Here is a 19,932-nt window from a genome sequence, read left to right on the forward strand (position 1 = left end):
CTCACTCGGCCCGCAGCGCCTCGACCGTCCGCGCCCGGGCCGCCCGGACGGCGGGCAGCAGCGCCCCGAGCACCGCGATCAGCACGCCGCCGAGCCCGAGCAGCGCCAGCACCGGCGTGCCGAACACGTCGAGGGCCGAGGCGGGGAAGCGGAGCCCGGCGCTGCGCCCCATGGCGGGCACCGTCAGCCGGTGCAGCAGCAGCCCGACCGGGAGGCCGCTCGCGCCGCCGAGCGCGCCGACCAGGACGACCGGGGCGAGCGCCCCGCCCACGGTCTGCGCCGGGGTCATGCCGAGCGCCTTGGCGACGCCCGCGTCCCGCTTCCGCTCCCGGATCTCCAGGACGACGGTGTTGAACACCCCGAGCCCGGCGACCACGACGAGCAGCGCGGTGAGCGTGGCGGTGAGGGAGTTCAGGGCGGCGATCGAGCCGCTGGAGCCGTGCGACCCGCCTGCCTCGGCCGTCATCCGCACCGGGGCGAGGGCGGCACCGAGGGCGGTGGCGTAGGCGGCGCGGTCGGTGCCGGGCTTCAGCGCGACGGACCAGGAGTCCGGGTGCGGGGCGGCGCCGGGCGGGTAGCCGGCGGCGTCGGTGAACAGTTCGTTGGTCTGCATGTGCGGGTCGAAGACCTCACCGACGATCCGGACGGTGACCGCCCTGCCGTGGGAGGTGAAGGCGACCTGGTCGCCGAGCGCCACCGAGGCCTCGGTGAGGAAGGTGGCCGGGGCGACGGCCTCGCCCGGGGCCCGGAACCAGCGCCCGGAGACCATCCGGTAGCCGGCCCCGGTCGCGTCGCCGTCGAACGCGGTCACCCTGGTGCTCCCCGCGACGCCGGGGACCGTCACGTCCTCGGTGCCGTCGCCGAAGTAGCCGGCCGTGCCCGGCTGGGCGTCCAGGGCGGCGGTGACGGTGGCCGGGTCGGCGGCGACCGGCCTGGCGGGAGGCGTCGCCCCGGGCGGGCCGACGGGCCGCTGCGGGTGCACGACGACATCCGCGGTGTCGTGGTCCTTCGCCGCCTGCACCCAGGTCATCGTCCCGCCCATGCCCACCGCGAAGACCGCGGCCGCCGTGCCGAACAGCACGGCCGCGAGCATCCCGGCGGCCCGGGCCGGGCGGGCGAAGGGCTGGGCGAGGCCGAGGCTCAGCGGCCGGGGCAGCGGCAGCCGGGCGGCCAGCTCGGCGGCGCGGGCCGCCGCCCGGTCCCGCCGGGTGCCGCCCGCCGTACGGCCGACGGCGAGCGCGTCCACCGTGCGCAGCCGTCCGGCGCGGGCGGCGGCGGCCCAGGCGACCAGGGCGACGGCCGCCAGGGTGCCGCCGGCCACCGCGACGTCCACCCAGGGGGCGATGCCGGAGGTGCTGGTGCCGTAGATCCGCCCGGTGGTGGCGAGCACCGGGAGGGTCAGCAGGTTGCCCGCGACCACACCGAGCAGCGTGCCGACGGTGGCCGGGATCAGTGCCTGGGCGACGTACGCGCGGACCACCTGGGCGGGCGTGCAGCCGAGCGCCTTGAGCACGCCGATCCGCCGGGTGGCGGTGCCGACGGCTCCGGCCACCACGTTCCCCGCCACCAGGACCGACATCGCCATGCCGAGCAGGCCGAAGGCGACCATGAACGGCAGGAACATCGCGGTGTTGCGGTCGGAGCCCTGCTTGGCGGTGAGCCAGGACTGGGCGCCGGTCAGCGCACCGGCGGGTGCGGCGGCGGCGACGGCGGCCCGGTCGGCGGCGAGCGCCTCGGCGGTGGCCGCCTGTGTGAAGCGGTAGAGCATCTCGTAGCCGGGGGTGCTGCCGGGCGCGGTGAGCGCGGCGAGGCCGTCCGGCGTCACCCAGGCGTCGGCGGTGCGGCTGACGGACCGGCCGAAGCCGACGACGGTGAGGGTCGGCGCGCCCGGCAGGCCGGGCAGGCGCAGTGTGCCGCCGACCTCCCGGACGGGGCTGCCGTAGCTCGCGTCGAGCACCACCTCCCCCGGCTTCTTGGGCCAACTTCCGTGCAGTAGCTCGATGTTGTCCACACCGCCGGCGGCATCGGCGCGGCCCGCGACGGTCATCGGCTCCATCCCCTCCCCGTCCGTGCCGGTCGCGCCGGTCGCGCCTGGGCCCGGTTCGGGATCGACGGTGACGGTGCGGAACGGCCCGGCGGCGGCCGCCACCCCGGGGGCGTGCGCGGTGTCGGCGAGTTGGGCGGCGGTGGCCCGGGCGCCGTCGAAGCGCGCGGTGAGGTGGGCGCCGTGCTGGCCGCCGAAGGCCTGGTCGAAGGGCTGCTGCGAGGCGACCAGCAGCGAGCCGCCGAGGACGGAGCAGGTGGTGGCCACCAGAGCGGCCAGCCCGATCACGACGGACTGCGTGCGGCGCCGGCGGACACCCGCGCGCACCACCCTGCCCAGCGCGGTCATGCCGCCACCGCCGAGTCCGAGGCGATCCGGCCGTCCCGCATCCGGACCGTGCGGGTGGCGCAGTCCTCGGCGAGGGCCAGGTCGTGGGTGACGATCAGGATGGTCTGGCCGTCCTCGTGCAGCTCCCGGAACAGCTCCTTGACGTCCTCGCCGGAGGCCGAGTCCAGCGCGCCGGTCGGCTCGTCGGCCAGCAGCAGCGTCGGCCTGTTCATCAACGCCCTTGCCACCGCGACGCGTTGGCGCTCACCACCGGAGAGCCGGGCCGGGTGGGCGCGGGCGTGCCGGTCGATGCCGAGCGACTCCAGCAGCTCTGCGGCCCGGCGCCGGGCCTCGGCGCGCGGGACGCCCGCGAGTTCGCCGGCGAGCACCACGTTGTCGGCCACGGTGAGGTCGTCCAGCAGGTTGAAGAACTGGAACACCATGCCGATCGTGCCGCGCCGGTAGCGGGCCGAGCCCGCCTCGCTCAGCCGGTCGACCCGGACCCCGGCCACGGTGACCGTCCCGGCGCTCGGCCGGTCCAGCCCGGCCACCAGGTTGAGCAGGGTGGACTTCCCGCTGCCGGACGGGCCGAGCACCGCCACCGACTCCCCCGCCCGCACGCTCAGCGTGACCTCGTCCAGCGCCGCCCGCGCGCCCTCGTAGTGGCGGCTCACACCGCTCAGTTCGATCACCGGATCGCTGCTCATTCCCCGCTCCTCGTACGTTCCCGCCTGGTGGACGACACGAAGGTACGGACGGGCGGCGCGCACCCGCGTCCGTCGCCCGGGGCAACTTCGCTACCCCGTCCGGGCGACCCGGCGCGGCGTCATCCTTGCGAGGTAGTCGCCGGGTGTAGCGGCCACCGCCGCCCGAGGGGCTGTCCCCGACGGCCCCCGGCCCCCACAATGTCCCGGTGATCAACCTCCCGACAGCGGCGCGGCTACGCGCGGCGGCCCGCCTGGCCGAACCCCCGGGCGCCGCGCCGCCGCCCCGGCCGACCCGGCGCGGCCAGGCCTTCGACCTGGCCCTGGCCCTGTTCCTCGCCTTCGCCTGCGCCCGCTACGCCACCACCGCGAGCAGGGGTCACGGCACCGGCTGGTACGGGCCGATGCTGCTGGTGCCGCTCGTGCCGCTGCCGCTGGTGCTGCGCCGCCGCCTCCCGCTGACGGTGCTGTGGGCGGTGCTGCCGGCCGCGCTGCTGGTGCGTCACCAGTCGGAGGACATCGCGTACGCGGCCGGCGTGGCCGTCATCGTCGCCGCCTACAGCGCCGCCGCGTACGGGCGCCGCCCGGCGTCGCTGCTGCCGAGCCTGCCGGCGGCCGCCGTGACGCTGGTGGTGCTCTTCGACGACGCCAAGCTGCCGCACTTCCCCAACGCGGTGATCGCGCTGCTGGTCCTGGTGCCGGTGTTCGCGGTCGCCTACGAACTGCGGATGTGGCGCCGCCGGGTGGACGAGGAGCGCGAACGGCTGTCCGCCCTGGAGCGCGGGCGGCTGGCCGCGCTGGAGCACGCGGTGGAGCACGCGGTGGAGCTCGAACGGGCGCGGATCGCCCGGGAGTTGCACGACGTGGTGACGCACAACGTGAGCATGATGACGATCCAGGCCGGGGCCGCCCGCAAGATCCTGGACAGCGCCCCGGACAAGGCCCGCGAGGCGATGGCCGCGGTGGAGGCCGGCGGTCGCGCCGCGATGACCGAACTGCGCCAGGTCATGGGCCTGTTGACGATCGACTCGGAGACCGGCGACGACCCGGCCGCGACCGCCGATCTCAGCCCGCAGCCGGGCCTGGGCCGACTGGACGCGCTGGTCGACGGCGTCCGGCGGGCCGGACTGCCGGTCGAGCTGACCGTCACCGGGGAGCGCCGGGCCGTCCCGCCCGGGGTCGAACTCGCCGCCTACCGCGTGGTCCAGGAGGCGCTCACCAACACCGTCAAGCACGCGGGCGGCGCGGATGCCGCGGTGACCGTCGAGTACGCCCCCGGCCACCTGCGGGTGGAGGTCACCGACACCGGCGGCCGGACCACCGGCGCCGCCGCCACCGGCAACGGCCGCGGCCTGATCGGCCTGCGCGAACGCCTCGCCGTCTACGGCGGCACCCTGCACACCGGCCCCCGGCCGCGCGGCGGCTACCGCGTCAAGGCCCTGATCCCCCTGGAGAGTTCATGAGCGAGCAGGCGCTGCGCGTGGTGGTGGCCGACGACCAGGCCCTGGTCCGCACCGGGTTCCGGCTGATCCTCGAATCGGAGGGGATCGAGGTGGTCGCCGAGGCCGAGGGCGGCGAGCAGGCCGTCGCCGCCGTCCGCCGCACCCGCCCGGACGTCGTCCTGATGGACATCCGGATGCCCGGCCTGGACGGGCTGGAGGCCACCCGCCGGATCCTCGCCGACACCGGCCCGGCGGACCACCCGCCGCGGGTGATCATGCTGACCACCTTCGACCTCGACCAGTACGTCTACGCCGCGATGGCGGCCGGGGCGAGCGGCTTCCTGCTCAAGGACGTCACACCGGAGCACCTGGCCGCCGCCGTCCGGCTGGTCCGCACCGGCGACGCGCTGCTGGCCCCGGCGATCACCCGCCGCCTGGTCGAACGCTTCGCCCGCCCGGACGCCCCCACCGCCGCCCCGCACCGCGAACTGGCCGCGCTCACCCCGCGCGAGCGGGAGGTGATGGGCCTGCTCGCCCGCGGCCTCAGCAACGCCGAACTCGCCGCCCGGCTCCAGCTCTCCGAGGCGACCGTCAAGACGCACGTGGCCCGGATCCTCGGCAAGCTGAACCTGCGGGACCGGGCCCAGGCGGTGGTCGCCGCCTACGAGACCGGGCTGGTCAGCGTCGGCACTGCGGCGCAACCCCGGTAGCGGTCCGCCATCGGCCCGGAGGCGTGCACCTCCGGGCCGATGGCGGGCTGACGCCAACCCCCGTCGGCCGCCCGGGAACCCGGGATCGGACGATCGCGGGACCAGGCGGGCGCGGGGTCAGGCGACGTCGAACCGGTCCAGGTTCATCACCTTGACCCAGGCCGCGACGAAGTCCGCCACGAACTTCTCCTTCGCGTCGTCGCTCGCGTAGACCTCGGCGACGGCGCGCAGTTCGGAGTTGGAGCCGAAGACCAGGTCGGCCCGGGTGCCGGTCCACTTGAGCGCGCCGGTGGCCGCGTCCCGGCCCTCGAAGGTGTGCCCGTCCTCCGAGGTGGCCTTCCACTCCGTGCCCAGGTCGAGCAGGTTGACGAAGAAGTCGTTCGTCAGGGCCTCGGGGGTCCCGGTGAGGACGCCGTGCGGGGACTGCTGGTAGTTGGCGCCCAGCACGCGCAGGCCGCCGACCAGCACGGTCAGTTCGGGCGCGCTCAGGGTCAGCAGGTTCGCCTTGTCGAGCAGCAGGTACTCGGCGGCCAGCCGGCTGCCCTTGCCCACGTAGTTGCGGAAGCCGTCCGAGGTCGGCTCCATCGCCGCGAAGGAGTCGACGTCGGTGAGCTCCTGCGTCGCGTCCGCCCGGCCGGGCGTGAACGGCACCACCACGTCGCGGCCGGCCGCCCGGGCGGCCTTCTCCACGCCGACGCCGCCGGCCAGCACCACCACGTCCGCCAGCGAGACCTGCTTGGCACCGGACCGGGCGTTGAACTCCTGCTGCACGCCCTCCAGGGTGCGCAGCACCGAGGCCAGCCGGTCCGGCTCGTTGACCTCCCAGCCGATCTGCGGCTGGAGCCGGATCCGGCCGCCGTTGGCGCCGCCGCGCTTGTCGCTGCCGCGGAACGAGGAGGCCGCCGCCCACGCCGTGGACACCAGCTCGGACACCGACAGCCCGGAGGCGGCGATCCGCTCCCGCAGGGCGGCGACGTCCGCGGAGTCGATCTGCTGGTAGCCGACCGCGGGCAGCGGGTCCTGCCACACCAGTTGCTCGGTCGGGACCTCCGCGCCGACGTAGCGGGCGAGCGGGCCCATGTCGCGGTGGGTCAGCTTGAACCAGGCGCGGGCGAAGGCGTCCGCGAGCTCCTCGGGGTGCTCCAGGAAGCGCCGGGAGATCGGCTCGTAGACCGGGTCCAGGCGCAGCGAGAGGTCGGTGGTCAGCATCGTCGGGGCGTGCCGCTTGGACGGGTCGTGGGCGTCCGGGACGGTGTCCGCTCCGGCGCCGCCCTTCGGCTTCCACTGGAAGGCGCCGGCCGGGCTCTTGGCCAGCTCCCACTCGTAGCCGAACAGCGTCTCGAAGAAGCTGTTGTCCCAGGTCACCGGGGTGGCCGTCCAGGCGCCCTCCAGGCCGCTGGTGATCGCGTCCGCGCCCTTGCCGGTGCGGAAGGTGCTCTTCCAGCCGAGGCCCTGCTGCTCGATCGGGGCGTCCTCGGGGTCGGGGCCGACGTTGTCCGCCGGGCCCGCGCCGTGGGTCTTGCCGAAGGTGTGGCCGCCGGCGATCAGCGCGACGGTCTCCTCGTCGTTCATCGCCATCCGGTAGAAGGTCTCGCGGATGTCGCGGGCGGCGGCGAGCGGGTCCGGGGTGCCGTTGGGGCCCTCGGGGTTGACGTAGATCAGGCCCATCTGGACGGCGGCGAGCGGGCGCTCCAGCTGGCGGTCGCCGGTGTAGCGCTCGTCGCCGAGCCAGGTGGTCTCCGGGCCCCAGTAGACGTCCTCGTCCGGCTCCCACTCGTCCACGCGGCCGCCGCCGAAGCCGAAGGTCTCGAAGCCCATCGACTCCAGGGCGACGTTCCCGGCCAGGATCATCAGGTCGGCCCAGGAGAGGTTGCGGCCGTACTTCTTCTTCACCGGCCACAGCAGGCGGCGGGCCTTGTCCAGGCTGGCGTTGTCGGGCCAGCTGTTCAGCGGGGCGAAGCGCTGCTGCCCGGCGCCGGCGCCGCCGCGGCCGTCGCTGATCCGGTAGGTGCCCGCGCTGTGCCACGCCATCCGGATGATGAAGGGGCCGTAGTGCCCGTAGTCGGCCGGCCACCACGCGTGCGAGGTGGTGAGGGCCGTCTCGATGTCCCGCTTCACGGTCGGAAGGTCGAGGGATCCGAACGCCGCGGCGTAGTCGAAGTCCGCGCCGAGCGGATTCGCCACGGCCGGATTCTTCGCGAGGATCTTCAGATTGAGCCGCTCCGGCCACCACTGGCGGTTTCCGCCGCCCTGGGTGGGGTGCGGCGCGCGCCCGTGGGCCACCGGGCAGCCACCCGTGCCCTCCGCCTGCGGCTCGGGTTCGGTAACGATGGGATCGTGGTTCTCAGACATGGAAATCCTTCCCTACAAGGCGGATCACGGTGTCTTGACTGCTACTTCCTGCTACCCAGGCTATCGCCGGAGCCGATCCTACGATGGACACGATCCACGTCAAGAACGACACCAAAGGCATATCCGATCGGGAACCGGAGCGAAGCCGAAATCACTTGGTAAAATCCTGACCTCCCATTGACCTGAATAGGTGAACCGATATGAGTGACCTGCTGGAGCGACTGCGCGGACGCGGCTGGCGCCTCACCTCCCAGCGGCGTGTCGTGGCGGAGGTCCTGGACGGCGAGCACGTTCACCTCACCGCCGACGAGGTCCACGCCCGAGCCGCCGAACGCCTGCCCGAGATCTCCCGGGCCACCGTCTACAACACCCTCGGCGAACTGGTCACCCTCGGCGAGGTCACCGAGGTCTCCACCGACGGCCGGGCCAAGCGCTACGACCCCAACGCCCACCACCCGCACCAGCACCTCGTCTGCACCCACTGCGGCACCATCCGCGACGTCCACCCCACCGACGACCCCCTCACCGCCCTCCCCGCCGACCAGCGCTTCGGCTTCACCGTCACCGACGCCGCCGTCACCTACCGCGGCCTCTGCCCGACCTGCGCGGGCTGACCACCGCCTGACCACCGCCTGACCACGGGCTGACCACGGGCTGACCACGGGCCAGAACTCGCCGTCCCGCCCGGACCGAGGACCGGCATTCCCTGCGAAGATCGAGGGATGGAACTGACGATGGTTGACGTCATACCGGGAAACGCCGCCATGGCGACCGATGTCGGGCCGCTGATACGGCAGTTGAGGCCGGCCCTGACCGCCGAGGGGTTCGCCGCCTTCGCCGCCGAGGCGCACGCGCAGGGGCTGGTCTTCACCGCCGCGTACGACGGTCGCGGGCGGTGCGTCGGGGTGGCGACCCACCGGGTGCTGGCGACCAGCCGCGGCCGGCTGCTGTTCGTCGACGACCTGGTGACCGACCGCGCGGTGCGGTCGGCGGGGGTCGGCGGGCGGCTGATGGCGGAGCTGGAGGAGCGGGCCCGGCGGACGGGGTGCGCCCGGATCGAGCTCGACTCGGGGGTGACCAACCACGGCGCGCACCGGTTTTATCACACGGCCCGGATGTCGATCGTCGCCCTGCACTTCGCCCGCGAGATCCGGGCCGGTTCGTAACGGTTCGAGGGGACGGCCGGTTCACGGCCCGCGGTGCCGGCCGGTTCGCGGCCGTTCGCCGCGGCCCCGGGCCGGAGTTGACACGGAATCACGGAGTTGACGGACCCGCCGGCCTGCCCTTGACCCCCTCCGGGGCCGGGCTGGGACGATCCCCGGCATGGGCGAAACCATCAACGAGAAGCAGCCGATATTCTCCGCCGACGCCGACATTCGCATTTCCGCGACACCGATCGAGGTCTACGCGGTGATCAGCGACCTGCCGCGCAGCGGCGAATGGAGCCCGGAATGCCTGGGCGGTGAATGGACGGTCGGCGAGCCGGCCGCCGTCGGGTCCGTGTTCCGCGGCGACAACCTCCGCGGCGACGACATCGTCGCCTGGGCGCCGGTGGTCCGCGGCCGGTGGACGACCCAGTCCGAGGTGGTCACCGCGGAGCCGGGCCGGACCTTCCGGTGGGCGATACACAACTCGGACGGCCAGAAGCAGGAGAGCATCTGGGGCTTCGACATCGAAGCAGCCGAGGGCGGCGGCAGCCTGCTGACCCACCACTTCCGCATGGACTCGGCCACCCAGGGCATCAAGGGCATCACCGCGGAGATGGACGCGGCCGAGAAGCAGCGCTTCTTCGCGGAGTGGGGCGACAAGATCTCCGGCGATCTGGCCGCCTCCCTGCAGCGCATCAAGGCCGTCGTCGAAGAGGCGTGACGCCGGGCGGTATCCGGCCTTTCCGCGATTCGCCCGGAATTCCCGGGCTCGTGCCCGGGCACGCGGCCATTCGGACGCCCGGGCACGCCAATTCACCTCGGACGGTGTCCCTTTCACCGCGGGTGGTGTCCATTCCATTCACGTCAGGCGCCGACGGCGCACAGCCGCGGCCCGGGAGGCGTACAGGTGCTTCTTCAACGTATCGGAAACCGGGGAATTCAGCTCGGGATGCTCTTCGAACGCGCCGCGGCCAGACACGGCGCGAACGTCCTCATCCTCGACCACGACCTCGACGCGGCACCGGAGTTGGGCCGCAGGGCGACTGTCGCCGAGGTGTCGGACCTGGTGGACGACCTGGCCTCCCGGCTCTGGGCGGCGGGCGTGCGGCCGAGTCGGCGGGTGGTGGTGTACAAGGCCGACGGCTTCGACATCACGCTGCTCGCGTGCGCGGCGGCGCGGATCGGGGCGGTCCCGGTCCTGCTGTCGCCGGCTCTGGACGGCGCGACGGTCGCCGAGCTGGTCCGCCGCACCGACCGGCCGTTCCTGGTGACCGACCAGGAGAAGCTGGAGAATGTGCTGCCCGAGACGGTCTTCGACCTCGCCGACCGGGTGGTGCTGACCTCCGGCTCGTACCAGGACGCCGTCGAACTGCGGGCGCTGGCCGGGGTGGAGAGGGTCAAACCCGTCATCATGCCGGCCGACCACCCGACGCTGATCACCCACACCTCGGGCACCACCGGGACGCCCAAGCTGGCCGTGCACACCGGGTTCAGCCTGCAGTCCCGCTACCGCCCGCAGGCCTCCGTCATCGCCCCGCTGATCCCGGGCCGGGAGACCATCGCCATCCACGTCTCCTTCGTCCACTCCCGGCTGATCACCGCGCTGGCGATCTCGCTCTACCGCGGCTTCCCGCTGGTCGTGCTGCGCGAGTCGGACCCGAAGCACGTCGGCGACCTGTTCGCGCGGCTGAAGCCGGGAATCCTGGAGGCGCACCCCAACTCCTTCATGGAGTGGGAGGAGTTGGCGCAGGACCCGCGCGGCCCGCTGTCCAACGTCAAGCTGTTCAGCAGCACCTTCGACGCGATCCACCCGCGGACCGTGCACCGGTTGCTGCGCGCCACCCGGCGCCGCTCGCCGCTCTTCGGCCAGCTGTACGGGCAGAGCGAGATCGGCCCGGCCATCGTCCGCGGCTTCACCCGGCGCCGCACCCTGGACGACGACGGCCGCTGCGTCGGCATGCCGTTCCCCGGGATGACCGACGTCCGGGTGGTCAGCCGGAACGGCAACCCGCCGTCCGAGCGGAACCCGGGCTTCATCGAGGTGCGCAGCGACGGACGCATCGTCACCTATCTCGGCGAGCAGGACCGCTACGACGCCCAGGTGTCGGCGGACGGCTGGTGGCGGATGGGCGACGTCGGCTACCGCACCAAGTGGGGCTGCGTGCACCTGCTGGACCGCGAGGTCGACCTGATCGAGGGCTTCGGCAGCACCCTCGCGGCCGAGGACACCCTGTTCGGCCAGCTGCCCGGCCTCGCCGAGGTCATCATCATCCCCGGCCCGGACGGCAGGGCCGTGCCGGTGGTGTGCACCAAGGACGACGAACCACTGGACCTGGCGGCCTGGCGGCGCGCCGCGGCGTCGCTGCCGCCGATGGCCGAGCCGGTCCACCGGCGGCTGGAGGAGCTGCCGAGGACCGCCACCACCAAGATCAAGCGCCTGGAGCTCGCCCGCCTGCTGCTCGCCGAAGCCCCGCAGGGCACCCGGGTGGACGTGGAAGACGTGGAGGACGTGAAGCCGTGAGTGAGCGAAGCGAGCTCGTCATCGAGAGGTCCGCGTGGGCGCACGCCCCTGCCGAGCGAAGCGAGGCGGGCGCATGAGCACAGTGGGCAGCAAGGCGGCACTGGAGGTCTGCGTCATCGGGGCCGGCCCGCGCGGCCTGTCCGTTCTGGAACGGCTCTGCGCCAACGAGCGCGCAGCGCCCTCGCACGGCTCCATCACGGTGCACATGGTCGACCCGGCCGCGCCCGGCGCCGGCGCCGTCTGGCGCCAGGACCAGTCACGGCACCTGCTGATGAACACCGTGGCCTCGCAGATCACCGTGTACACCGACGACAGCTCCCGGATCGACGGCCCGATCGAGCCCGGTCCGAGCCTGTGGGAGTGGGCGGTGGAGGTCGCCGAGGCCGGCGCGGCCTCCGGGCAGGACGAGGAGTGCGTGGCCGAGGCCCGCGCCCTGCAAGCCGACAGCTACCCCACCCGGGCGTTCTACGGGCGCTACCTGAACGCGAGCTTCCGCCGGGTGGTGGACGGCGCGCCCGCGCACGTCACCGTCCAGGTGCACCGCTCGCGGGCGGTGGCGATGGCGGACACCCACGGTGTCCCCGGCGGCCCGCAGGGCATCCGCCTGGAGAACGGCAGCCGGCTCAACCGCCTGGACGCCATCGTGCTCGCCCAGGGCCACGTCGCGGCCCGGCCGACCCCGCACGAGGAACGGACGGCGAGCCTGTCCCGGATCCACCACCTCACCTACATCACCCCGGCCAACCCGGCGGACCTCGACCTGAGCGGCATCCTGCCGGGCCAGCACGTCCTGTTGCGCGGCCTCGGGCTGAACTTCTTCGACCACATGGCCCTGTTCACGGTCGGCCGGGGCGGCGCCTTCGTCCGCGCGGACGGACGGCTGGTGTACCGGCCGTCGGGCCGGGAGCCGAAACTGTTCGCCACTTCGCGCCGCGGCATCCCGTACCACGCCCGCGGCGAGAACGAGAAGGGCGCGTACGGCCGTTACTTCCCCCGGTTGCTGACCGCCGAGTACATCGCCGGGCTGCGCGAGCAGTCCGCGGCCGGTGAGCCGGTGCAGTTCCGCACCGACCTGTGGCCGCTGATCGCGCGCGAGGTGGAGAGCGTCTACTACGGCACACTGCTCGAAGCGAAGGGCCGTGGCGCCGAGCGGGAGCCCTTCGTCCAGCGGTACCTGACGGTCGCGCACGGCGGCGGCTTCGCGGCCCTGCTCGACGAGTACGGCATCCCCGAGTCGGAGCGCTGGGACTGGGAGCGGCTCTTCCGCCCTTACGGGGACCGGGAGTTCACCGGGCCGGAGGACTTCCGCGACTGGCTGCTCGGGTACCTGGCCGAGGACGTCGAGGCGGCCCGCGCCGGCAACCTCAGCGGCCCGCTCAAGACCGCCCTGGACATCCTGCGCGACCTGCGCAACGAGATCCGCCTCGCGGTGGACCACGGCGGGCTGGAGGGGAACTCGCACCGGGACGACCTGGAGGGCTGGTACACCCCGCTCAACGCCTTCCTGTCGATCGGCCCGCCGGTCTCCCGGATCGAGGAGCTGATCGCCCTGATCGAGGCCGGGGTGGTCGAACTCACCGGCCCGGGCACCGAGATCCGGATCGACACCGAGGCGGCCGCCTACGTGCTCACCTCCCGGGCGGTGCCCCAGCCGCCGGTGCGCGCCACCGTCCTGATCGAGGCCCGGCTGCCCGAACCCGACCTGCGCCGCACCACCGACCCGCTGCTGCAGCACCTGCTGAGCACCGAGCAGGCCACCGCGTACCGGATCCCGGGCACGGGCGGCACCGACTACGAGACCGGCGGCCTGGCCGTCACCAAACGGCCGTACCGGCTGCTGGACACCCGGGGCCGCGCGCACCCGCGGCGCTACGCCTACGGGGTGCCGACCGAGTCGGTGCACTGGGTGACGGCGGCCGGAATCCGGCCCGGCGTGGACTCGGTGACGCTCGGCGACTCGGACGCGATCGCCCGCTCGCTGCTCGCCCTGCCGCCCACCACCCAGCTGCCCTTCGGGGTCCGGCCGGACGCGGCCGTCACCGACCTGACCGGAGTGCTGATATGACCGACCCTGACGAGCCGGTCGCCCCGCACGGACCCGGCGGCCCGCACGACCCGCACGACCCGCACGACGCGGCCGGCATCCTGACCGACTCCGGGCTGCTCTCGCCGGTCCGCGCCGGGACGCCGGTCGAGGCCGCCGTCTGCGACCGGGCCTGGCTGCAGGCCATGCTGGACGCCGAGGCGGCGCTGGCCCGGGCCCAGGCCGGGCTGGGCACCCTGCCGAAGACCGCCGCCGACACCATCACCCGCCTGGCCCGCGCCGAGCTGCTGGACCTGCGGGCCCTCGCGGTCGAGTCCCGGGAGACCGCCAACCCGGTGGTCGGGCTGGTCCGGGCGCTGACCGGGGTGGTGGCGGCCGAGGACCGGGCCGCCGCCGAGTACGTCCACCGCGGCTCCACCAGCCAGGACGTCCTGGACACCGGCGCGATGCTGGTGGCCGCCCAGGCCCTGCGGATCATCCGCGCCGACCTCGCCCGCACCGCGCGGGCCCTGGCCGTCCTCGCCGAACGGCACCGGGACACCGTCCTCCCCGGCCGCACGCTCGCCCTGCAAGCCGTACCGACCACCTTCGGCCTCAAGGCGGCCGGCTGGCGCCGGCTCGTCCTGGACTCCGAGCAGCGGCTCGGGCACGTCGCCGAGCACGGCCTGCCGGTCTCGCTCGGCGGCGCCGCCGGCACCCTCGCCGGGTACCTGGAATACGCCCGGATCGACGGCGCGGCCGCGAACGGGGCGGCGCCGGACCCGGGCGACTACCTGGACCGGCTGCTCACCGCCTTCGCCGCCGAGACCGGGCTGGCCCGCCCGGTGCTGCCCTGGCACGCGCTGCGCACCCCGATCGCCGACCTCGCGGGCGCGCTGGCCTTCACCGCCGGCGCCCTCGGCAAGATCGCGATCGACGTGCAGTCGCTGACCAGGACGGAGGTCGGCGAGGTGGCCGAGCCCACCGCGGCCGGGCGCGGCAGCTCCTCCGCGATGCCGCACAAGCGCAACCCGGTACTGGCCACCCTGATCCGCAGCGCCGCGCTGCAGGTGCCGGTGATCGCCACCGGGCTCACCCAGTGCCTGCTGGCCGAGGACGAGCGCTCGGGAGGCGCCTGGCACGCCGAGTGGCAGCTGCTGCGCGAGGCGCTGCGGCTGACCGGGGGCGCCGCGCACACTGCGGTGGAGCTCGCCGAGGGGCTGGAGGTCCGGCCCGAACGGATGCGCACCAACCTGGAACTGACGGGTAGTCAGATCGTCTCGGAACGGATCGTCGCCGTCCTGGCGCCCCGGCTCGGCAAGGCGACGGCCAAGCAGCTGCTCACCGAGGCCTCCGGCGAGGCCGACCGCGATGGGCGGCCACTGGAGCAGGTGCTCGCCGAACTGCCTGCTCTCGACGGCATGTTCGGCAGGGCCGAGCTCTCCCGGCTGTGCGATCCGACCTCGTACACCGGGGCGGCCGGCCCCCTCGTCGACCGGGCCCTGCGCGAGCCGTGAGGCCGGCCCGGCGCCGGACTCCCGAGCGATCTGCGACCAACCGAAGGGGAAGAGGAGCATGTTCCTGCAACGCGTCGGCAACCGAGGCATCCGACTGGGCACGGTCTTCGACCGCGCGGCCGCCCGTCACCCGGCGAGCCCGGTCTACCTCGACCACGACCTCGACATCGCCCCGGAGCTGGGCCGGCGGGTCACCCTGACCGAACTCGCCGATCTGGTCGACGACTTCGCCGCCCGACTGTGGGCTTCCCAGGTCCGCCCCGGCTCGCACGTGGTGATCCACAAGTCGGACAGCTTCGACATCTCCCTGCTCGCCTACAGCGTCGCCCGGGTCGGCGGGGTACCGGTGCTGCTGTCCCCGAAGCTGGACGGCACCACCGTCGCCCGCCTGCTGGGGCGGCTGTCCCGGCCGACGCTGCTCACCGACGCGGCGAAGCTGGAGCAGGAACTCCCGTCCGAGGTGTTCGACCTGACCGAGCGGGTGCTGGTGGCCACCGGGGAGTTCCCGGGCGCGACCGCGCTGGCCGGGCTGGCCGGGGTCGAGCGGGTGGCACCCGTGATCATGCCGCAGGACCAGCCGGCCCTGATCACCCACACCTCGGGCACCACCGGCCTGCCCAAGCTCGCCGTCCAGACCGGCATCACGATCCAGGCCCGCTGCCGCCCGCAGTCGGTGCTGCTCGCCCCGGTCGGGCGGCACGAGCCGATCGCCGTACACGTCTCCTTCGCCCACTCGCGGATGATCAGCGGGGCCGCGCTGTTCGCGCTGCGCGGCCACCCCATGATCATCCTGCGGGACGACGAGCCGGAGCACGTCGCGAAGCTGTTCGCCCGGATCCCCCCGGGGGTGATCGAGTCCCACCCCAACACCCTGCTGAGCTGGGAGGTCCTGGCGGACCACCCGGCGAAGCCGCTGGCCAAGGTCCGCTGCTTCAGCAACACCTTCGACGCCATCCACCCGCGCACGGTCGACACCCTGCTGGGCGCGTCCGAGCGCAGCCTGCCGTTCTTCGCCCAGACGTACGGGCAGAGCGAGACCGGCGCCATCGCCGCCCGCACCTACACCCGGCACCGCCGCAGCGGCGCCGACGGCCGCTGCGTCGGGCGGACCTTCCCCGGGATGACCGAGGTCCGGGTGGTCAGCCGGGACGGCCGGCCGGTGACCAAGAACTCCCCCGGCCACATCGAGGTGCGCAGCGGCGGGCAGATCGTCACCTACTTCGGCGAGCGGGAGCGCTTCGAGGGCCAGTTCTCGCGGGACGGCTGGTGGCGGATGGGCGACCTCGGCTACCGCACCCGGTGGGGCTGCCTGCACCTGCTGGACCGCGAGGTCGACGAGATCCCGGGGATCAACAGCACCCTGGACCTGGAGGACAAGCTGTTCACCCGGCTGCCCGAGCTGCTGGAGGTGATCATCGTGCCCGGCGGGGACAAGGCCCCGGTGCCCGTGGTCTGCACCCGGGACGACCAGCCGCTCGACCTCGCCCGCTGGAACCGCGCGGTGGCCGGCCTGCCCACACTGGCCCCGCCGGTGCAGCGCCGGCTGGACGAGCTGCCGCACACCGCCACGACCAAGGTGAAGCGGCTGGAGCTGGCCAGGGAGCTGGCCACGGCCGAGGAGGCCTGAGCCGACGCTTTTCAGGAGGGGCCGACGCGTGTCAGGAGGGGCCGATGGCCGGCAGGCTCCGCAGGACGGACCGCAGGTCCCCGGGCCCGAGCCGGACACCGAAGTCCTCCGCGAGGACGGCGGCGTACCGCTCGTCGGTGAGGTCCGCAGCCTCCGTCGTGCCGTCGGCGCGGCCGACGACCAGCCGTCGGCCGTCGAGGGAGAGCCGGCGCTGTGGCGTGATCCTGGACAGGTAGGCCCGGCCGGTGAATGGGGAGCGCTCGTGGGTGGAGGTGTAGTGGTTCATCACCACGCAGTCGACCTGGTGCAGCGGCAGGCCCGTCTCGAACCGGTAGAGCGGCAACCACCCGTCGGGGCGAAGGAGTTCGAGCACCCAGCAGTCCGGCTCCGAGCCGACCCGGCGGAGCCGGTGAGTCCAGCCGTCGGGCTCGGCCAGGGCACCGTCGGTCAGCGGCAGCGGCTCCAGCGGCCCCTTGTCGCCGAAGCCGACGTCGGCGAGGAAACGCGCCTGGCCGACCGTCACCAGCAGCACCAGGTGGGTGCGCGGCAGCGGTCGGCCGGCATTCAGCAGGGCTCGGGCGGCGAGCCTGGTGACCTGGAAGCCCAGGCGTTCCAGCACTGCGGCGAAGAGCAGGTTCTGTTCGAAGCAGTAGCCGCCGCGGCCGCCGGCGACCAGCTTGGCCTGGACGCGGTCCAGGTCGAGCGGGACGCCGCGGCCGAGCGGGATGTCGAGGTTCTCGAACGGGAGGGCCAGCAGGTGGGCGCGGTGCAGCCGGCGCAGCGTCCCGGGCTCGGGGGGCAGCGGGCCAGGGACGCCGGTGCGGGCCAGGTAGGCCCCGACGTCGAGCAGTTCCGCTCCCCATTCGCCGGTGGCGCGGTCATCGCCCATCCTGTCGGCCTCTCTCCCGTGCGCTCTCCCGGAGACTACCCGGCAAGGATCGCCCCGGCACGGAGGACCTCGGCGATCAGGCCACCGACGATCCGGGGGCCGTCCTGGGTGAGCACCGACTCGGCGTGGAACTGCATGGACGCGAAGTGCGGGCCGCGCAGGGCGTGCACCTCGCCGGTCTCCCGGTCGCGGGCGGCCTCGACGGTGCCGACGCCGTCCACGTCGACCGTGTCGTGCGGGCTGATGGCGGCGAAGGTGTTGTAGAAGCCCACCCGCTCGCGAGCGCCGAACAGGTCGATCTCGCGTTGGACGCCCTGGTTGGGGACGTCCCGGCGGCGCAGCGGCAGGCCGAGCAGGGTGGACAGCACCTGGTGACTGAGACAGACCGCGACGAACGGGCGCCGCCGGGCGAGCAACTCGGCCACCGCGGAGCGCAGACAGGCGATCTTGGGGTGGTCGGCCTGCCGCGGGTCGCCCGGCCCCGGGCCCATCACGACCAGGTCGAAGCCGTCGAAGGCGTACTGCTCGTCGAATCGACGGATCGTCACCTCAAGCCCCAGTGACTGGAGTTGGTGGCCGATCATGGCGGTGAAGGTGTCCTCGGCGTCGATCACGAGCACCCGGCGCCCGGCGAATTCGGCGAGCCGTCGGCCGCGGTCCGCGTCCTCGGCCAGCCAGAAGTCCGAGATGCCGGTGTTGCGCCGCTCCAGCGCGGCCAGTACCCGGGGGTGGCCGGCGAAGGTGCGCGGGCCTCCGGCTTCCAGCGCGGCCAGCAGCCCGGCCGCCTTGGCCCTGGTCTCGGCGACCTCGGAGGCCGGGTCGGAGTGGCGCACCAGGGTGGCGCCGACTCCGATCCGGATCCGGCCGGCGGTGTCGATGTCGGCGGTGCGGATCAGGATCGCGGAGTCCATCGTGCGCCCGCCGTGCTCGTCCCGGCCGATCAGCGCGGCCACGCCGCTGTAGTAGCCGCGCCCGGCGGGCTCGTAACGGCGGATGACCCGGGCGGCGCTCTCCAGCGGGCTGCCGGTGACGGTCGGGGCGAACATCGTCTCGCGGAGGATCTCGCGCGGGTCGCGGTCGGTCCGGCCCTCGATGAGGTACTCGGTGTGCGCGAGCCGGGCCATCTCCTTGAGGTACGGGCCGACCACCCGGCCGCCGCCCTCGCAGATCCGGGCCATCATCTTGAGCTCCTCGTCGACCACCATGTAGAGCTCGTCGGCCTCCTTGCGGTCGGCGAGGAAGTCCATCACGCCGGCCAGGGTGGGGCCGGAGGCCGGGTAGCGGTAGGTGCCGCTGATCGGGTTCATCACGGCGACGCCGTCGGCCAGGCTGATGTGCCGCTCGGGGCTGGCGCCGACGAATGTCCGCTCCCCGGTGTGCACGACGAAGATCCAGTAGGCGCCCGCCTCGCGCTCCGTCAGCCGGCGGAAGAAGGCCAGCGCGGCGTGCAGGGTGTAGTCGCTGATCTCGGCCAGGAAGGTGCGGCGGACGACGAAGTTGGCGCCGACGCCCTGCCCGATCTCCTCGGCGACCACCCGGCGGACGATGTCGGCGTACTCCTCGTCGCCGAGGTCGAAGCGGGCGCCGGTCAGCTCGGTGGGCCGGTCCGGGATCAGCGCCAGCGCTTCGTCGAGGTCGACGGTGGCGTGCTCGGTCACCGTCATGGCGAGCAGCGGGGCACCGTCGTCCTGGGCCTCGAAGCCGCGCTCGGCGATCTGCCGGTACGGGACCAGGACCAGGACGTCCGGGCCCGGGCGGCCGGGCTCGGGGCCCAGCGGGACACCGTCCAGCGTGTGCGCGGTGGCGACCTCGCCGAACAGGACGTCCAGCGTGCCCGGGCCGGTGGTCTCGGGCCGGTGCAGGAGGGCGAAGGCGGGCGGCCGCTCCGCGAGCACCCGGCGCAGCAGTTCCTCGGTCGTCCGGTCCGTCGTCGGCTCGCTCGCCCGGTCCGTCGTCGGCTCGCTCGCCCGGTCCGTCGTCCGGTCGGTCATGCGAAGGTCTCCTTGGCGGTGATCAGCATCGCGCAGCGCGCGGCGGCGTACTCCAGGGCGAGCCGGTGGTGGGCGGCGGAGAAGTCCGCGACGGCGTCGGCGACCAGGAACGGCCGGATGTCGTTGGTGAAGGCGTCGACGGCCGTCATCAGTACGCCCACGTGGGCGTACACGCCGCACAGGATCAGCTGGTCGCGGCCCTCCTCGCGCATCCGCTGGAGCAGGTCGGAGCGGAAGAAGGCGCTGTAGCGCCACTTGGTGAGCAGCCAGTCGCCGGGGGCCGGGGCGAGCGACTCGACGACCTCGCGGTCGACCGGGTCCATCCGCATCCCGGGGCCCCAGAAGTCCAGCAGCAGCCCGCGCTGTTCGGTGGTCATGCCGCCCGGCTGGGCGGTGTAGGCGACCGGCACGCCGAGCTCGGCGGCCTGGCGGCGCAGCAGGGCGGCGTTGTGCAGCAGCTCCCGGCCGGGTGCCTCGTCCGCCGGGAAGGGGCGCAGGAAGTAGCGCTGCATGTCGTGCACGAGCAGCACCGCGCGGTCCGGGCGGACGGTCCACGACACGGTGTTGTCGGGCAGCTCGCCCGCGGTCGGCATCGGATAGGGCTCGATGGTCGGAATGCCTGCCATGCGGTGGACTC

At 73.8% G+C, this 19,932-nt stretch carries 15 protein-coding genes; 9 read left to right on the plus strand and 6 right to left on the minus strand.

Annotation, left to right across the window (positions count from 1 at the left end; translation table 11 throughout):
- Position 1: 1 nt before the first annotated feature.
- Both ACFVX9_RS23795 and ACFVX9_RS23800 read right to left on the minus strand, forming a co-directional pair.
- Positions 2–2,392, minus strand: coding sequence for an FtsX-like permease family protein (locus ACFVX9_RS23795; RefSeq protein ID WP_380375382.1), 2,391 nt, complete (start codon positions 2,390–2,392; stop codon positions 2–4).
- On the minus strand, positions 2,389–3,078 hold the full coding sequence (locus ACFVX9_RS23800) for an ABC transporter ATP-binding protein (RefSeq protein WP_380375381.1): 690 nt from the start codon (positions 3,076–3,078) through the stop codon (positions 2,389–2,391). Before ACFVX9_RS23800 ends, ACFVX9_RS23795 begins: the two co-directional genes overlap by 4 nt.
- 206 nt (positions 3,079–3,284) lie before the next feature.
- Here ACFVX9_RS23800 and ACFVX9_RS23805 point away from each other — a divergent pair, with 206 nt between their 5' ends.
- Both ACFVX9_RS23805 and ACFVX9_RS23810 read left to right on the plus strand, forming a co-directional pair.
- A complete protein-coding gene (locus ACFVX9_RS23805) occupies positions 3,285–4,538 on the plus strand; it encodes a sensor histidine kinase (protein WP_387983338.1) in 1,254 nt (417 codons plus the stop codon).
- Positions 4,535–5,227, plus strand: a complete 693-nt coding sequence (locus ACFVX9_RS23810) for a response regulator (protein WP_380483861.1) — start codon at positions 4,535–4,537, stop codon at positions 5,225–5,227. Before ACFVX9_RS23805 ends, ACFVX9_RS23810 begins: the two co-directional genes overlap by 4 nt.
- A 117-nt stretch (positions 5,228–5,344) precedes the next feature.
- Here the strand turns inward: ACFVX9_RS23810 and katG are convergent, their stop codons facing one another.
- A complete protein-coding gene (katG, locus tag ACFVX9_RS23815) occupies positions 5,345–7,579 on the minus strand; it encodes a catalase/peroxidase HPI (protein ID WP_387983340.1) in 2,235 nt (744 codons plus the stop codon).
- Positions 7,580–7,779: 200 nt separating this feature from the next.
- On the opposite strand from katG, the gene ACFVX9_RS23820 reads away from it, so the two are divergent.
- The 7 genes from ACFVX9_RS23820 to ACFVX9_RS23850 all read left to right on the plus strand — a co-directional run bounded on the left by ACFVX9_RS23820 (position 7,780) and on the right by ACFVX9_RS23850 (position 16,415).
- On the plus strand, positions 7,780–8,193 hold the full coding sequence (locus tag ACFVX9_RS23820) for a Fur family transcriptional regulator (protein WP_363376909.1): 414 nt from the start codon (positions 7,780–7,782) through the stop codon (positions 8,191–8,193).
- A 150-nt stretch (positions 8,194–8,343) separates the two neighbouring features.
- A complete protein-coding gene (locus ACFVX9_RS23825) occupies positions 8,344–8,745 on the plus strand; it encodes a GNAT family N-acetyltransferase (RefSeq protein ID WP_244293282.1) in 402 nt (133 codons plus the stop codon).
- Positions 8,746–8,902: 157 nt separating this feature from the next.
- Positions 8,903–9,448: an SRPBCC family protein gene (locus tag ACFVX9_RS23830; protein ID WP_387983343.1), complete on the plus strand. Its 546-nt coding sequence runs from the start codon at positions 8,903–8,905 to the stop codon at positions 9,446–9,448.
- A 228-nt stretch (positions 9,449–9,676) separates the two neighbouring features.
- The gene (locus ACFVX9_RS23835; RefSeq protein ID WP_167745846.1) at positions 9,677–11,248 is read left to right on the plus strand and encodes a class I adenylate-forming enzyme family protein; all 1,572 of its coding nucleotides are present in this window, start codon (positions 9,677–9,679) and stop codon (positions 11,246–11,248) included.
- A gap of 73 nt (positions 11,249–11,321) precedes the next feature.
- Positions 11,322–13,313, plus strand: a complete 1,992-nt coding sequence (locus tag ACFVX9_RS23840; RefSeq protein ID WP_387983345.1) for an FAD/NAD(P)-binding protein — start codon at positions 11,322–11,324, stop codon at positions 13,311–13,313.
- Entirely contained in the window at positions 13,310–14,788 is a 1,479-nt protein-coding gene (locus tag ACFVX9_RS23845) for an adenylosuccinate lyase family protein (protein WP_387983347.1), read from the plus strand. Before ACFVX9_RS23840 ends, ACFVX9_RS23845 begins: the two co-directional genes overlap by 4 nt.
- A gap of 58 nt (positions 14,789–14,846) precedes the next feature.
- A complete protein-coding gene (locus tag ACFVX9_RS23850; protein WP_380340442.1) occupies positions 14,847–16,415 on the plus strand; it encodes a class I adenylate-forming enzyme family protein in 1,569 nt (522 codons plus the stop codon).
- Positions 16,416–16,446: 31 nt separating this feature from the next.
- Here the strand turns inward: ACFVX9_RS23850 and ACFVX9_RS23855 are convergent, their stop codons facing one another.
- From ACFVX9_RS23855 to ACFVX9_RS23865, 3 genes are read right to left on the minus strand one after another with little or no spacing between them, the layout of a single operon-like run.
- Entirely contained in the window at positions 16,447–17,304 is an 858-nt protein-coding gene (locus tag ACFVX9_RS23855; protein ID WP_380375367.1) for an arylamine N-acetyltransferase, read from the minus strand.
- A 35-nt stretch (positions 17,305–17,339) separates the two neighbouring features.
- Positions 17,340–19,295 carry an anthranilate synthase family protein gene (locus ACFVX9_RS23860; protein WP_380375365.1) on the minus strand — a complete coding sequence of 652 codons (1,956 nt, stop codon included), beginning with the start codon at positions 19,293–19,295 and terminating at the stop codon, positions 17,340–17,342.
- Positions 19,292–19,921 carry an isochorismatase family protein gene (locus ACFVX9_RS23865; protein WP_063346539.1) on the minus strand — a complete coding sequence of 210 codons (630 nt, stop codon included), beginning with the start codon at positions 19,919–19,921 and terminating at the stop codon, positions 19,292–19,294. Before ACFVX9_RS23865 ends, ACFVX9_RS23860 begins: the two co-directional genes overlap by 4 nt.
- Between the last annotated feature and the right edge of the window lie 11 nt (positions 19,922–19,932).

This window comes from Kitasatospora sp. NPDC058243, from assembly GCF_042882025.1.
Classification (GTDB): domain Bacteria; phylum Actinomycetota; class Actinomycetes; order Streptomycetales; family Streptomycetaceae; genus Kitasatospora.